Consider the following 14,277-nt stretch of genomic DNA (forward strand, 5'->3'; position numbering starts at 1 on the left):
GTCCTACCGCGTCCGCCATGCCCTCATGCAGGAGGGCTAGCCGCTCAGAAAGCGTGCGCACTTCCGATGCTCAGGCTGCTCAATTTCCGATGCTCTTTTTGCTCAAATCCTCTTGACGAAACACAGGGCCATCTGCCTGCACGACCTGCCCTTGTCCAGGCCGCTCTGTATGGCGGCGCGCTCGGCCCTGTCCAGCCTGCGGTAGCGCTCCCGCTGCTTCTTTCCCTGCATCTTTCTTCCTTTCTCTCGGGAGGGCCCTCGGCCCTCGCCTCCGGAAAGGAATTCTCGAACTCATCCGGACATGTCCGGATGAGTTCGAGAACGAAACCTAAGTGTTCGGATGAACTTACAAATCAACCGTTCGGCCGCCGTATGCCGATATCGAATGGGGAATTGTCGAAAACGACGCAGGTTGCGCGGCGTTTTGCTATCATTGATGAGTTTTATCGCCGCAAGTAAGTATGAAGGGGATGCGCATGTCGCTTTCTATCGGTATTGTTGGCCTGCCCAACGTTGGCAAGTCTTCGCTTTTCACCGCCCTTACCAAGAAAACCGGGTTCGCCGCGAACTATCCGTTTGCCACCATCGAGCCCAATACGGGCATGGTTCCCGTTCCCGATTATCGTTTGGATGAACTCGCGAAAATCGACCATCCGGCTAAAATCGTGCCGGCAACGGTCGAATTCGTTGACATTGCTGGCCTGGTTGCCGGTGCAAGCCAGGGCGAGGGCCTGGGCAATAAGTTCTTGGCCAACATTCGCGAGACCGATGCGATTTGCGAGGTCGTTCGTTTCTTCAGCGACCCCAACGTCGAGCACGTTTCCAAGAAAGTCGACCCGCAAAGCGACGTCGAAACCATTAAAACCGAGCTTGTGCTGGCCGACATCGCCACGGTCGATAAGGCGCTGCCTCGTCTTGAAAAGGAAGCGAAGCGCGATAAGTTGCTCATGCTCAAGTTCGAGACCGCCAAGAAGGTGCTCGCGGGTCTGAACGAGGGCCATCGCGTGCTCACGCTGGGGCTGAGCGATGAAGAGCTCGCTGCCATCAAAGACCTGTGTCTGCTCACGTGCAAGCCTATGCTCTACATCGCCAACGTCGATGAGGACCAGCTCAACGCCGAGCTTCCCGAAATCGATGGCCAGATTCCCGTGCCTATTTGCGCTAAGACGGAAGCCGATTTGGCTGAGCTTGATCCTGAAGACGCCAAGATGTTCATGGAGGAGCTAGGTCTTTCCGAAAGCGGCCTCGCTCGCCTTATTCGCAGCGCCTACGCCCTGCTTGGCCTGCAGAGCTACTTCACGAGTGGCGAAACCGAAACGCGCGCTTGGACCATTCCCGTGGGCGCGAAAGCGCCGCAGGCTGCGGGCGTCATTCACTCCGACTTCGAGCGCGGCTTCATTAAGGCTGAAACCGCGAGCTTCGAAGATTATGTGTCTCTCGGTGGCGAAAAGGGCTGCCGCGACGCCGGCAAGCTTCGCCAGGAAGGCAAGGAGTACGTGGTGCAGGACGGCGACGTCATGCACTTCAAGTTCAACGTGTAACGGGCAGATACGCCCGAGGGGCTTCTATTCTGTTTCGAAGATGGGCGATGCGCGCGTTGCGTGCGTTGCCCATCTTTTTGTCGTGGGCGTTTTGGAAAGGGTGAATCGATGGCGAATATTCAGGGGCTTTCGGCGGCGAACATGACGCCGTGCACGCCTTCAATGGATGCTGCTCGAGAGGCTCTTTCAACGTACTTTGGCTACGAAGCGTTTCGCCAAGGTCAAGAGGTGCTCATTGGCGCCGTGCTTTCCGGCCGCGACGCGCTCGGCATTATGCCCACGGGTGCTGGCAAGTCGTTGTGCTATCAGATTCCGGGGATTGTTCTGCCGGGGCTCGCGCTGGTGGTATCGCCGCTCGTTTCCCTTATGAAAGACCAGGTGAACGCTCTTATCGATGCAGGCGTGCGCGGATCGTTTTTGAATTCGACCTTAACGCCTGGCCAGCAGCGCACCGTGCTTGCGCGCGCCGAGGCGGGCACGTATAAAATCATGTACGTGGCGCCTGAACGCTTGGCCGATCCGCTATTTCGAGAGTTTGCGAGCCGCGTAGAAATTCCCCTTATCGCCGTTGACGAGGCCCATTGCGTGTCGCAATGGGGCCAAGATTTCCGTCCCGCCTATACCGGCATTGCCGATTTCATCGAAAGCCTGCCGAAGCGACCGCCCGTCATCGCGCTTACTGCCACGGCGACCGATAAAGTGCGTCGCGATGTTTCCGCTTTGCTTGGACTGCGAAACCCCGAATGCGTCGTTACGGGATATGATCGCGCGAATTTGAAGTTCGGCGTCGAAAAGCTCAATCCGAAGCAAAAGCGCACGCGAATCGCCCAGTTCATTGCGGCGCATTCGGGCGATTCGGGCATCGTGTATTGCTCGACGCGCAAAGATGTCGACGGCCTTTCGGGCTGGCTTGCCGCCGAAGGGTTGCCTGTGGCTCGCTACCATGCCGGCATGAATAAGGCCGAACGCGACGATGCCCAAGAGCGGTTCATCAATGACGATGCTCCCATCATGGTTGCGACGAACGCGTTTGGCATGGGAATCGACAAGTCGAACGTGCGCTGGGTCGTGCATTACAACATGCCGAAAAGCCTTGAAGCGTATTACCAGGAGGCGGGCCGCGCGGGACGCGACGGCGAGCCGAGCGAGTGCCTTCTTCTGTGGTGCGATGGCGACGTGTCAACCTGCCGCTTCTTTATAGAGGGCGACAGCGAATATGCCACTCAACAGCCCGAGGAGGCTGAAATCGCGCGAGCCGCGCAGCGCCGCATGCTCGAGGCCATGGTGGGCTATTGCCACACGACAGGCTGCTTGCGCCGCTATATCCTCAATTATTTCGGCGACCAAACGCCGTTTGGGAATGGTTCGACCGAGTGCGGGAACTGTTCGAATTGCCTAGGGGAATTCGAATCGATCGACGTGACCGATACAGCTCGCGCCTGCGTGAAATGCGTGCGCGAATTGGGCGGCGCGTTTGGCAAGACCCTTGTGGCCGACATTGTGCGCGGTTCCAAATCGCAGCGCGTGCTCGAAGGAAATTTCGAAACGCTCGATTCCTACGATACAGTGAGCGATTCGATCTCGCAGGTCAAAGAGGTCATCGAACTGCTTGCATCCGAGGGCTTTCTGCAGGTGAGCGAAGGAAAGTTCCCGACCGTCGGGCTTGGTGAGCGCTCGCATGAGGCCTTCATGGAAGACTTTACGTTCTCGATCAAGCAGATGAAGAAGTCGACGCTTCCCAAGAAAGGAAAAGCGGCGTCTTCGCCCGCTTCTTCCGCGACGTTTGGTGTGGGCGCGACGAGTGTGGGCGACGATGCGCTGTTTGAAGAGCTGCGCGCTTTGCGCAAGCAGCTCGCCGATGCGGGAAATATCGCGCCTTACATGGTGTTTTCCGACCGAGCACTGCGCGATATGTGCGCGCGCCGTCCGAAGGACGCGCTCGATTTCCTTGAGGTCAACGGCGTGGGCTCGCGCAAGCTTGAGCGCTACGGTGAAGCGTTCCTCGACGCCATTGCGAAATTCGAGGCGGGGGAGTAGGGGACGATTGAGTCCCTCTCGGGCGGGTGCTCGCCTCGGCCTTCTCGCTGGCCACGGCGGGCTATCGTTCGCTTCGCTCACTATGCGCCCGCCTGGCGGCGTTTCGTGTAAAGATTAAAAGCAAGTTTGAACGCCGACGGCCTACGAGAAGGCCGAGGCAAGCACCCGCCCTGCGTTGCGCTGCAGCGGCGGGAATGCTTGGGCGCGTCCTTGCTTGGAAGGGTTCGTGGCTCGCTCGGACAGGATGGGCGCTCGGCGAGGCTTTCGCAAGGGTCGTCGGCGTTCATTTCCGCTTTAATTTCAAAATGAAACGCCGCCAGACGGGCGCATAGCGAGCCGAAGGCGAGCGGTAGCCCGTCGTGGCCCAGGCGAAAGCCCCGCCGAGCGGCCATCCGGCGGGATTTGAGTGACCGGAAAACAGGTTGATCCAACCGGGCATACGCGTCCTGCGTATTTCGGTCTGTTGAACTTTACTGGGCATCTGGTTGGCTCGTGCGTAGTTGCCTGCGGGTTTGCTATCATACGAACGTTATGTTCTCATGCAGTTCGCTTTGGGAAACTGCTGGCAGGTCGCCTGTGGAAAAGCGAATCGAGAAGGAAAGAGAAGTCGCATGACTCAGCAACTCACAGAACGCGACGTGCGTGACATTGCCACGTATGCGCGCATCGGGCTCACCGATGAAGAGCTCGCTCAGATGACGGTTGATTTGAACAGCATCATCGAAACGCTTAAGCCCATCACCGAATTCGACCTCGAGAGCGTGGATCCTACGTTCCATCCCATCGGAGGCCTTTCCAACGTGATGCGCGAAGACGTGGAAGTACCTGGTTTTACGCAGGAGCAGGCGCTCTCCAATGCTCCTAAGCAGCAAGACGGTAGCTTCCTTATCCCGGCTATTTTGGGCGGAGGCGATCAGTGATGGCGTATAACGCGAATATGAACGTGGCCGACATTCGTGCCGGTCTTCTGGCAGGTGATTTCACGGCGCGTGAAGTCGCTGAGGCAAGCTTCAAGCGCATCGAGGAACTCGATGGCGAAGTGCATGCATTCTTGGAGCTCACGAAAGATGCTGCCTTCGAGCAGGCCGCGAAAATCGATGAGGCGCTCGCAAACGGCACCTTCGATGAAATGGGTCCGCTCGCTGGCGTACCTGTGGCGTTCAAAGACAACATGAACTACGAGGGCACACACACCACGTGTTCATCCCTCATGCTTGAAAACTACGTCTCGCCTTATACCGCGACGTGCGTTGCCAAAACTATTGAGGCAGGCGGCATTCCGCTGGGCAAGCTCAACATGGACGAATTCGCATTCGGCAGCTCCACCGAGACCTCCGCGTTCGGCCCCACCAAAAACCCGTGGGATCTTGAGCGCGTCCCGGGCGGCAGCTCCGGCGGCTCCGCGGCATCGGTCGCGGCTGGTCTTGCGTGCGTCACGCTCGGTTCCGACACGGGTGGATCCATTCGCCAGCCTGCAGCGTTCTGCGGCATTGTTGGCGTGAAGCCGACCTATGGCATGGTTTCGCGTTATGGCGTGGTTGCGTTCGGCAGCTCGCTTGACCAGGTTGGCCCGTTCGCGCGCAGCGTGCGCGATGCCGCCGCCGCGATGGACGCCATTTGCGGCCACGATCCCATGGACTGCACCTCGCAGTACGTGAAGGCCGATTTCCGCGCTGCGTGCGAGCAGGGTGTCGAAGGCATGCGCATTGGCGTCGTGCCCGGATTCATGAATGCGCCCGGCCTTACTGACGAGGTGAAGGCTCGCGTTTCTGAAGCCACCGAGGCACTTCGCGAGGCGGGTGCCGAAATCGTGGAAGTCGAGCTTCCTCATGCCGATGCGGCCATTTCCGCATATTACGTGCTGGGCCCGTGCGAGGCGTTCTCGAATTTGGCGCGCTTCGACTCGGTTCGCTATGGCTATTGCGCCGAAGGCCACAAAGACCTCGGCAGCCAATACGAGGCAAGCCGCGCTGCCGGCTTCGGCATGGAGGCCAAGCGCCGCATTATGCTGGGCAGCTACCTGCTTTCGAGTGGCGTGTACGAGAAGTACTATTATCCGGCTCAGCAGGTGCGCACGCTCATTACGCAGGACTACCAGGCTGCATACGAGAAATGCGACGTCATTCTCGCCCCCACGAGCCCGCGTACCGCATTCAAGTTCGGCGAAATCGGCGATCCGGTCGAGATGCATCTGTCTGACATTTTCACGGTGTCGATCAATATCGCAGGCAACGGCGGCATGAGCGTGCCGTGCGGCCTGGGCAGCGATACGGGCCTGCCTGTGGGCGTGCAGCTTATCGCGCCCCAGTTCAAAGACGAGAACATGTTCCGCGCTGCAGCGGCGCTCGAGGCCGTGTATGGCGCAGCTCCCATCGCGCCCGATTTTGCTGCTGGAAAGGCCGGTGAATAGCATGAAGAAGCTCGAAGAGGTTTTGCAGGATTCAACAGCCCACTGGGCTGTTGAACGCCGAGCACCGCGAAGCGGAGCGCAGGCGCTGGGCGCAGAACGCGGAATGGGGGCGATTCGGTAATGAAGAAGCTCGAAGAGGTTTTGCAGGATTGGGAAGCCGTCATCGGCTTGGAGATCCATGCCGAGCTTACTACGTTGAACACGAAGATGTTCTGCGGTTGCAAGCTCGAATTCGGCGCCGACCCCAATACGCACACGTGCCCCATTTGCCTGGGCCTGCCTGGCGCGCTCCCCGTGCCCAACAAGGCCGCCATCGAGAGCATTGTGCTCGCCGGCTTGGCCACCAATTGCGATATCGAGAAGCATTCGATGTTCTACCGCAAGAACTATATGTATCCCGATATGGCGAAAAACTTCCAGACTACGCAGGGCCCCGTGGCGTTCTGCATGCGCGGCCACCTCGACCTTGAGGTCGACGGTGCCGGCGCAAAAGAGCGCATCGACCTTGACGGCTTGAAGCCAGGCGAAAGCCAGGGCAACGTCACCGCGACCGAAGACGGCTATGTGGCGCACGTGGGCATCACGCGTATCCATATGGAAGAGGATGCGGGCAAGATGGTGCATATCGGCGGCGACGAAGGCCGTATCGCTGGTGCTACGCACTCACTCGTCGACTACAACCGCGCGGGTACTCCGCTCATCGAGCTTGTGACCGAACCTGACTTGCGCACGCCTGAAGAGGCCCGCCTGTTCATGCAGAAGCTTCGCCAAATCTATTTGGCCATTGGCATTTCCGACTGCTCCATGGAGGAAGGCTCCATGCGTTGCGACGGCAATGTGTCGCTGCGCCGCCGCGGTTCTACGGGCTTGGGCGTGAAGACCGAGCTCAAGAATATGAACTCGTTCAAGAATTTGCATGACGGCTTGGCTTATGAGATTTGCCGTCAGGCCCAGGTGCTTGAAGAGGGTGGTCAAATCTACCAGGAAACGCGCCATTGGGATCCGTCGGCGAAGCGTACCATCGTGATGCGCGTGAAGGAAACCGCCGATGACTACCGCCTGTTCCCCGAGCCCGACCTCGCTCCGTACGATTTGACCGACGAGTGGATCGACGGCGTTCGCGCCAAGCTTCCCGAACTGCCCGACCAGAAGGCCGCGCGCTACCAGAAATGCTTCGGCCTTTCGGCCTACGACGCGCGTCATTTGGTTGAGCACCGCGCCACCTCGAACTTCTTCGAGAAGGGTATGGAGCTTGCCGGCGATAAAGCTTCCAAGCTGGCTAAGCCGCTCGCGAACCTCGCGATTAACGACATCACGGCGCGCATGAACGCCGACGAGTCGTTCAACTTGGCGGAATGCCCGCTTACGCCCGCGCGCGCAATTGAGCTCGTTGAGCTTATTGCGACCGATGCAATTTCCTCGAAGCAGGGCAAGGAAGTTTTCGCTGCCGTGATTGACGAGGATAAGGATCCCTCGGCCATCGTTGACGAACGTGGCATGAAACAGGTAAGCGACACGAGCGCCATCGAGGCCGTTGTCGATGCCGTGATTGCCGCGAACCCCGATGAGGTTGCTCGTTACAAAGAGGGCAACACGAAGCTCATCGGCTTCTTCGTGGGCCAGTGCATGAAGGAAATGCGCGGCCAGGGCAATCCGAAGGTTATCAACCAGCTGCTTGCCAAGAAGCTGAACGCGTAAAACCCTTTCGCTTGAAACGAAAAGAGACCGAAATTTCTTTCGGTCTCTTTTTTGTTGGCCGCCTTCGGGGAGGGGTGGACGAACCTTCTATTATGGAGCGTCGTCGCGGTACGCTTCCGTAAAGCGTCCTTCTTCCTCGATGGCGTTTCGCTCTACTTCGGTGAGCATTTCCTCGTAGCCCCTCAACGCCGAAAATGGCATGAATTGGCGTGCCCGCTCGGGATAGGCGCGCGCCTTGTGCTCGCATGGCGCATTCGCTTCTTCGCCGTCCATGCGTTCAAGATAGGTATCCCATTCAGCCGGCATTGTGACCTCCAATTTGCATGTTTCGCTTGCGCATCGTCGCGTTCTTTTTAAAGCTCGTGCCGAAGAGCACGGAGTTTTTGCCGAACCTCGATTGCACGGCAAGCATGGCTTTTTGTATATCCCGTTCGCGCTGTTCTTCTTCGGGCGCGGAAAAAAGGCTCATTTGACAACCTTCCGCTTCGACGATTTCGGAAAAACCCAACATAATGCGTCGTATTGGGCGTTCGGGATCGACGTGGCCGTCGAAGAGCTGCGCCGCGGCGCCGAACAGGAGGTGGAATGAGTTCGTGGGCGCATCGAGCGTGCGTGCTCCACCTGTGGCTTCGTGGTAGCCGCTGTTGCGCGCGCCGGGCCCAACGATTCGTGTGCCGTGCTCGCCGACGAAAACGCGCGTTTCATCGTCCGCATTGCGATGCGGCCGATGGCTTTGGACCTCGTTGAATCTCGCATTGTCGTAAGCGTGCTTCAGTTCGGCTTGCGTTTGGAGATGGGCGAAGCCTCCGGTTGCGGTGGCGCCATGGGCCTTCGCGTAGCCCACATGCAGCGACACGCGCCGTGCCGCTAAGCCCTTTTCAATCATGTCGAGCACGCTCGATTCAACCATCTCTCGCAGCACGGTGCGGGCGTCTTCGAACGAGTAGTCGTGTTCGAGCACCTGCCCGTTGGCTATGGACTTTCCAACGGGCTTCCATGCCTTGATTTCCTCGATAGTACAAGGCTCTTGGCCCCAGGCGTGATCGATGAGGAATTCGGCGTTTACTCCGAATTCGCGATAGAGCACATCTTCTGGCAGCTGCGTTACGTCATAAAGCGTGCGCGCGCCGTGCTTGGCGAGCCTCGCCGCAATGCCGGGGCCGATGTTCCAAACATCGGTGATGGGCTCGTGGTGCCACATGGTTTCGCGAAATGACGCCTCGGTGAGCTCCCCAATGAAATCGGGGCTCTTCTTTGCGAGCACGTCGAGCGCAACCTTAGCTAGGAAGAGGTTTTCCCCAATGCCCGCCGTGGCCGTTATGCCTGTTTCCGCTTTCACAGCCTCTATGAGCTCGGCTGCCCATTCGCGCGCGGTTTTCTTTTCGAGCGCTAAATAGGGCGTTGCGTCGATGAAGCACTCGTCGATTGAATAGGGATAGATGTCGGCGGGGGATACATGCCGCAAATAGATGCCGTAAATTTGGGCGGAGCGCTCCATGTAGAGTCGCATGCGCGGCTTCGCCTTGAAATATTTGATGCCCTCGGGAATCTCGAAAACGCGGCATCGGTTGCGCACGCCGAGCTTCTTCATAGCGGGCGATATGGCAAGACAGATGGTTTTCTCGGAGCGTGCGGGATCGGCTACGACGAGCAGCGCCTTATCGGGGTCGAGCCCCCGCTCGGCGCATTCGACCGAGGCGTAGAAGCTTTTCAAGTCAATGCATACATACGTTTTGCCACTCCGATTTTGCAAGGCGCCAGCTTCCTTTCGCCGATGAATAACGAACAAGTGTTCTAATATAGTAGCGCAAAGAAGCCGAAAAGGGAGCAACAAAGCAAAAAGAACGGGCAGCCCGAAAGCTGCCCGAAATGCGTCATCGATTGGCGCTGGTCCTATTCGAAAAGATTCAGCAACGATCCGAGCACGTCGGCGTCGGGGGTCCACTCGTTGTCGTTTTTGGTGAACGTAAGCACGAGGGGCATATCGATGGCTTGCGTCTCGTCGATGGCCTGCATGGTGATTTCGCCGATTTTTGCGGTAATGTCGTCTTGGGTCATGCTTGCCAGTTGCTCGTCGGTCATCTGCTCGCCAAAGGCTTCGGCAAGCTCTTCAGCCTTTGTGCTTGCGTCGGTGAACGATTTGCAGGTTGCGGTAAGGGTCGCCTTTGCGGAGTCGCCGTCGACCTCGACCGAATCGATGGTGTAGTCAAAGCCGTCGAGGTACGACTTCACGAGCGTCTTGCCGTCGATGCCCATCGACTCGAGCATGGCGAATTCGCTGCCGGCCTCGGAGAGAATTTCGTCCAAGGTGGCGTCATCGAGGTTCTTGATGGGGTCGAGTTCGCTTGCGATGCCTTCTTTGATGACTTCCTCGTCAGTGGGTCCGCTTGAGCAGGCAACGAGGCCCAGGCAAGCGGCCATTGCGCACGCAATAAGCGTCGCGAGTGCGCCAGTCTTCAATTTTTTCATAATTCCCTCCATGATTTAGGGCGCTGAAATGCGCCTTTCCCGTTAGGGGAAATGGTATCAAGGAAGTACATATTTCAAGAGGTCAGGAGGGCGTTTCGCGGATAATCGGCTCTTGTGAGGGGCGAGCGGTGCGAAGAATGTTTGTTGTATGCGCTGGCCCGTCGCACGCCTTCGCGGTTTTGGCTCGAGCGCCGCGATGTTTTGCGGTGGATGCGGCGCGTCGGCATGCTCCGTAGGGGGAATGCGCCGCGAGAGCGACTGGAAAGGGGCCAAGCGCCCGGGCACTCCGAATTTGCGTGGAGGAATGCGGCGGGGCACTTGGCGTGCAACAAACCGTATCACTGTTTTTCGAAAATCTGTTGCGCAACAATTTTGCAATACCAGAACACAACTTTCATTAGCTGGCAGCAAATGTTTTTGAATGCGGAAACCCTTAGCATGATTCCTGGTTTTGTTCGCGAAATAAACCATGCATTTTTATGGGAAGGAATCAGAAATGGAAAACACGCAGTACCAGCCCCAGGCTCCGCAGCCGGCGCCCGAAACCGCAATGCCGAAGACGGCGATGGGCATTACGTCTCTTGCGCTCGGTGTTATCGCGATTGTCTCGTCGTGGATGCCTATCGTGAATAACCTTTCTGCGCTGCTTGCGTTGCTGGGCGGTATTTTCGGAGTGGTTGGCGTTATTGCCGTCATCCGTGGCAAGAAATCGGGCAAGGTCTTGGCCATTGTCGGACTTGTTCTGAATGTGGTTGCGCTTGTCGTGGTTTTGGCGACGCAGAGCATGTATTCGGCGGCGATTGACGACGCAACGAACGGTTCTGCCGCGACGAGCGCGAGTGCGTCAAGTGGAGTTCCGTCTGCAAGCGAAACGAGCTCGGCGGCGTCCGATGCTTCGGTGGCGGAATCGAGCCGGCAGGCGGCCCCGCAACAGTCCGCCGAAGCTGAGGTTCCTCGGGAATACGAATCTGCCTTGGCGAAGGCGAAGAGCTATTCCGACACGATGCATATGTCGAAGCAGGGCATCTATGATCAACTGACGAGCGAATACGGTGAGCAGTTCTCTGCCGAGGCGGCGCAATATGCGATTGACAACGTGGTTGCCGACTGGAACGCAAATGCTCTTGAAAAGGCGAAGTCGTACGAGGAAATGATGAACATGTCGCCGGCCGCGATTCATGACCAGCTCACTTCCGAATATGGCGAGAAATTCACCGAAGAAGAAGCCGACTACGCAATCGCGAACATGTAGTCGGACGCATTTTTGCAGGGTACAATTGTGGGCAATTTTGCATTTACCTACGGGGAGCCAGCGCGCGAATGGCTGAACGATGAACCGGCCGCACGCGCGCAGGCCCGCGCCCGTCGACGGAAACGAAGGAAATATCGCGTGAAGGAACCGCTTACCGAAGAGCTGCTGTGCGAATTGCTCGAAAGTCCCAGCCCGGAACAGTTTACGAGCACGCATAATTTGCAGGCACCGACATTGTCCGAATATCTACAATGGCTGCTCGCCAATCACGGTTTGGTTCGTTCGAAAGTGATTCGCGAAGCTGGCCTTAACGAAACGTTCGGTTGGCAGATTTTCAAGGGTGAGCGTGGATGCGGACGAGATAAGGCGCTTGCGCTCGCGTTCGCCATGAATCTCGATTTGCGCGAGACGAATCGCTTGTTGCAAGCGGCGGGGCAAAGTACCCTCTACTGCAAAGATCGACGCGATGCGATTATCATTTTCTGCATAGAAAAGGGCCTCACGCTGCGGCGCGCCGATGAGGAATTGTACCGTTTCGGCGAGCAGACCATTTGCCAATAGCGGCGCGCTCGCGATGCTGCCGATGCGGCAGGCGATATTGTCTGTTAGTATTGCCGCATGGCTTTTCTGTCTCACAACACATGCGAAAGCGAGTTGATCGAGAGCCCGCGCCGCGCGTCGGGCTCTTGTGGCGCATGCCGTGGTTTCGCAATTGCTGCCCGTGGGTGCGCCGCCGGCGGCGATGATACCGCTTGCGGCGAAAGGGGATGTGCTGTGAGCGATGAAATCTCCCATGAGCTGGCTGCCCAGCTTGAGGCGATGCGCCGCCAAGACTGCTATGTCGTCGACGAGGTCCTGAAGGAATCTTCGACCGAAATTACCGAGCGCGTGCATTTCGAGGGCGTGAATGGCGCCTCGCAAGGCCCTTTCGTTCGAAAGCGCATTGAGCGCTCATCGGGTCTCGGGGGTGCGTATGAACGCATTTTCGCTGCTCAGCAGGCAGGAAGGCGCTTCCGATACATTCCTCGCATATACGATTGCGCGATTATCGGCGACGAAATCGTGGTTGTCATGGAGTACGTGTTCGGCGAAACGCTCGAGGATGTCGTTCGCCGATGCGAGCCTTCGATGGCGTTGGCGGCCGATGTGTTTCCTCGTGTGTGCGATGCGGTGTGCGAGCTGCATGAACGATTTGACCCGCCCATCGTGCATCGCGATTTGAAGCCAGGAAACATCATGCTGTCGAGTGAATCTCTGACGATTATCGACTTCGGGATATCGCGCACGTGCATGCAGGGAGCGCAAACCGACACGACGCATTTCGGCACGCGCGCCTATGCGCCGCCCGAGCAATTCGGTTTTGCCCAAACGACGGTGCGATCCGATGTGTATGCCCTTGGGCTGCTTCTCTATTTTTGCCTGGTCGGCAACGTGCCCGATGCCACGTTGCGCGAACGTAATTTCAAGATAGACGGCGTCCCTGAGGCGATGAGGCGTGTGATTGCGAAAGCGGCGGCATTCGATCCGAAGAATCGCTACAAGGGCGTTCGCGAGTTGAAAGCCGCATTCAAGCTCGCTTTGCATGAAGTGAGTTTCATGCAAACGGGCTGCATGAGCGCAAACGGCAGCTGGGACGACCGAGCGGGACGGAACTTCGGACCGCAAGGCGGCTGCGCATCGGCCGAAATGGCGACAGGGGTGAGCGCATCTGCTTCGGGATATGCGACCGGGGTTGCTTGTGGTTCCGATGCGCTTGGCGCCAACTGGGCGCCAGAAATGCACGGGCATTCAAAAAGAACGCCATCGCAGTTCATTCCGCAAGGGTTGGGCGTCGCGTGGAACGTGGTGCTCACAATTGTGTATCTCTTTTTCATGGCGATAGCCTTTACGAGCCCGTTCAACCCGGGTGTTGAGGGAATCGAAGGGCTGCCGATGTGGTTCGTCCTTCTTGAATACTGGTTTATGCTGGGCACCATGCTCACAGCGACCGCCTATACGCTTCTTGATCGCCGCAGATTGCAAGTGCGGTTCCCTGTGATGGCGCGGTTGAACTGGTGGCAAACGATTCTCGCGGCTGCGGTGGCCTCGCTTGTTGCCATCGTGGTGACCATGCTTGTTGGATGGCAATATACGCAGCCGATTGCGGCGTAGGCTGCCCAGTGCGCGCCGTCGTCCACCTTCGTGGTTCTGTATCGATTTGCGATGGCTGGTATATTGCGTCGAAATAACGAAGCCAATCGGGTATAGTGAGCGGCATGCATCTTTCAATACAAAGAGAGGACGTGCTCCCATGAGCAACGAAGGCAAAAAGGTCAAGGCCCACTACCGCGGCACGCTCGACGACGGCACGCAGTTCGACTGCAGCTACGATCGCAACGAACCCATCGAGTTCACCTGCATGGCCGGTCAGATGATTCCCGGCTTCGACGCTGCCGTGAAGGATATGGCCGTTGGCGAGAAGAAAACGGTGAAAATCCCCGCTGCCGATGCCTATGGCGAATATAACCCGCAGGCTGTTCAGGAAGTTCCTGTTTCGCAGGTCCCCAATGCCGATCAGCTGCCCGTTGGCCAGACGGTGTACTTCCAGGGCCCCATGGGCCCCTTCCCGGCGAAGGTCGTTTCGGTCGACAGCGAGAAGTGCGTGTTCGATATGAACCACGAGCTCGCTGGCAAAGACCTCACGTTCGAGATTGAGCTCGTCGAGGTCGCCGAATAGCAGGTGCGCATAGTTTTATTGCGTTTGAAAGGGTCGCTCTTGCGGCCCTTTTTGCTGCGTTGTTTCTTTTTCACTGCTTTTCAGCGTCTTCTTCTGTACGACGTGGTATTATCGGCCCGTTCTCAGAAATCTATCCCATTTTCCATAGAACTCA

Annotated in this window: 12 protein-coding genes; 9 read left to right on the forward strand and 3 right to left on the reverse strand. The window is 57.8% G+C overall.

Annotation, left to right across the window (positions count from 1 at the left end; genetic code table 11):
• Positions 1-476: 476 nt before the first annotated feature.
• The 5 genes from ychF (at position 477) to gatB (ending at position 7,686) form a co-directional block, all read left to right on the forward strand.
• Entirely contained in the window at positions 477-1,541 is a 1,065-nt protein-coding gene (gene ychF / locus DMP05_RS03475) for a redox-regulated ATPase YchF (protein WP_123219185.1), read from the forward strand.
• 108 nt (positions 1,542-1,649) lie between these two features.
• Positions 1,650-3,578: a DNA helicase RecQ gene (gene recQ / locus DMP05_RS03480; protein ID WP_244595024.1), complete on the forward strand. Its 1,929-nt coding sequence runs from the start codon at positions 1,650-1,652 to the stop codon at positions 3,576-3,578.
• A 611-nt stretch (positions 3,579-4,189) separates the two neighbouring features.
• Complete coding sequence (gatC, locus tag DMP05_RS03485) at positions 4,190-4,498, forward strand: Asp-tRNA(Asn)/Glu-tRNA(Gln) amidotransferase subunit GatC (RefSeq protein ID WP_123219186.1); 309 nt, start codon at positions 4,190-4,192, stop codon at positions 4,496-4,498.
• Positions 4,498-5,988, forward strand: coding sequence for an Asp-tRNA(Asn)/Glu-tRNA(Gln) amidotransferase subunit GatA (gatA, locus tag DMP05_RS03490; RefSeq protein WP_123219187.1), 1,491 nt, complete (start codon positions 4,498-4,500; stop codon positions 5,986-5,988). The genes gatC and gatA overlap by 1 nt, the downstream gene beginning before the upstream one ends.
• Positions 5,989-6,108: 120 nt before the next feature.
• Complete coding sequence (gatB, locus tag DMP05_RS03495; protein WP_123219188.1) at positions 6,109-7,686, forward strand: Asp-tRNA(Asn)/Glu-tRNA(Gln) amidotransferase subunit GatB; 1,578 nt, start codon at positions 6,109-6,111, stop codon at positions 7,684-7,686.
• A gap of 90 nt (positions 7,687-7,776) precedes the next feature.
• On the opposite strand, the gene DMP05_RS03500 is transcribed toward gatB, so the two are convergent.
• The 3 genes from DMP05_RS03500 to DMP05_RS03510 all read right to left on the reverse strand — a co-directional run bounded on the left by DMP05_RS03500 (position 7,777) and on the right by DMP05_RS03510 (position 10,155).
• Positions 7,777-7,992 carry a hypothetical protein gene (locus tag DMP05_RS03500; RefSeq protein WP_123219189.1) on the reverse strand — a complete coding sequence of 72 codons (216 nt, stop codon included), beginning with the start codon at positions 7,990-7,992 and terminating at the stop codon, positions 7,777-7,779.
• A complete protein-coding gene (locus DMP05_RS03505; protein ID WP_211326845.1) occupies positions 7,982-9,439 on the reverse strand; it encodes a Y-family DNA polymerase in 1,458 nt (485 codons plus the stop codon). The genes DMP05_RS03500 and DMP05_RS03505 overlap by 11 nt, the downstream gene beginning before the upstream one ends.
• A gap of 140 nt (positions 9,440-9,579) precedes the next feature.
• Entirely contained in the window at positions 9,580-10,155 is a 576-nt protein-coding gene (locus DMP05_RS03510) for an amidase (protein ID WP_148039686.1), read from the reverse strand.
• 496 nt (positions 10,156-10,651) lie between these two features.
• Here DMP05_RS03510 and DMP05_RS10095 point away from each other — a divergent pair, with 496 nt between their 5' ends.
• The 4 genes from DMP05_RS10095 (at position 10,652) to DMP05_RS03530 (ending at position 14,123) form a co-directional block, all read left to right on the forward strand.
• Positions 10,652-11,407 carry an Ltp family lipoprotein gene (locus tag DMP05_RS10095; RefSeq protein WP_244595025.1) on the forward strand — a complete coding sequence of 252 codons (756 nt, stop codon included), beginning with the start codon at positions 10,652-10,654 and terminating at the stop codon, positions 11,405-11,407.
• Between the two features lie 138 nt (positions 11,408-11,545).
• Positions 11,546-11,968 (forward strand): XRE family transcriptional regulator, encoded by a 423-nt coding sequence (locus DMP05_RS03520; protein WP_123219191.1) that lies wholly within the window; start codon positions 11,546-11,548, stop codon positions 11,966-11,968.
• Between the two features lie 213 nt (positions 11,969-12,181).
• Positions 12,182-13,558: a serine/threonine-protein kinase gene (locus DMP05_RS03525; protein WP_161957457.1), complete on the forward strand. Its 1,377-nt coding sequence runs from the start codon at positions 12,182-12,184 to the stop codon at positions 13,556-13,558.
• Between the two features lie 139 nt (positions 13,559-13,697).
• Positions 13,698-14,123 carry an FKBP-type peptidyl-prolyl cis-trans isomerase gene (locus DMP05_RS03530; RefSeq protein ID WP_114616289.1) on the forward strand — a complete coding sequence of 142 codons (426 nt, stop codon included), beginning with the start codon at positions 13,698-13,700 and terminating at the stop codon, positions 14,121-14,123.
• Positions 14,124-14,277: the final 154 nt, after the last annotated feature.

Origin of the sequence: Slackia isoflavoniconvertens, assembly GCF_003725955.1 — a bacterium.
Lineage (GTDB): Bacteria > Actinomycetota > Coriobacteriia > Coriobacteriales > Eggerthellaceae > Slackia > Slackia isoflavoniconvertens.

Excerpts from the sequence above, each read along its gene's own strand:
- DMP05_RS03510 (WP_148039686.1), bottom strand. The coding sequence starts at position 10,155 with ATGAAAAAATTGAAGACTGGCGCACTCGCGACGCTTATTGCGTGCGCA.
- recQ (WP_244595024.1), top strand. The coding sequence starts at position 1,650 with ATGGCGAATATTCAGGGGCTTTCGGCGGCGAACATGACGCCGTGCACG.
- gatA (WP_123219187.1), top strand. The coding sequence starts at position 4,498 with ATGGCGTATAACGCGAATATGAACGTGGCCGACATTCGTGCCGGTCTT.
- DMP05_RS03530 (WP_114616289.1), top strand. The coding sequence starts at position 13,698 with ATGAGCAACGAAGGCAAAAAGGTCAAGGCCCACTACCGCGGCACGCTC.
- gatC (WP_123219186.1), top strand. The coding sequence starts at position 4,190 with ATGACTCAGCAACTCACAGAACGCGACGTGCGTGACATTGCCACGTAT.
- gatB (WP_123219188.1), top strand. The coding sequence starts at position 6,109 with ATGAAGAAGCTCGAAGAGGTTTTGCAGGATTGGGAAGCCGTCATCGGC.
- ychF (WP_123219185.1), top strand. The coding sequence starts at position 477 with ATGTCGCTTTCTATCGGTATTGTTGGCCTGCCCAACGTTGGCAAGTCT.
- DMP05_RS10095 (WP_244595025.1), top strand. The coding sequence starts at position 10,652 with ATGGAAAACACGCAGTACCAGCCCCAGGCTCCGCAGCCGGCGCCCGAA.
- DMP05_RS03500 (WP_123219189.1), bottom strand. The coding sequence starts at position 7,992 with ATGCCGGCTGAATGGGATACCTATCTTGAACGCATGGACGGCGAAGAA.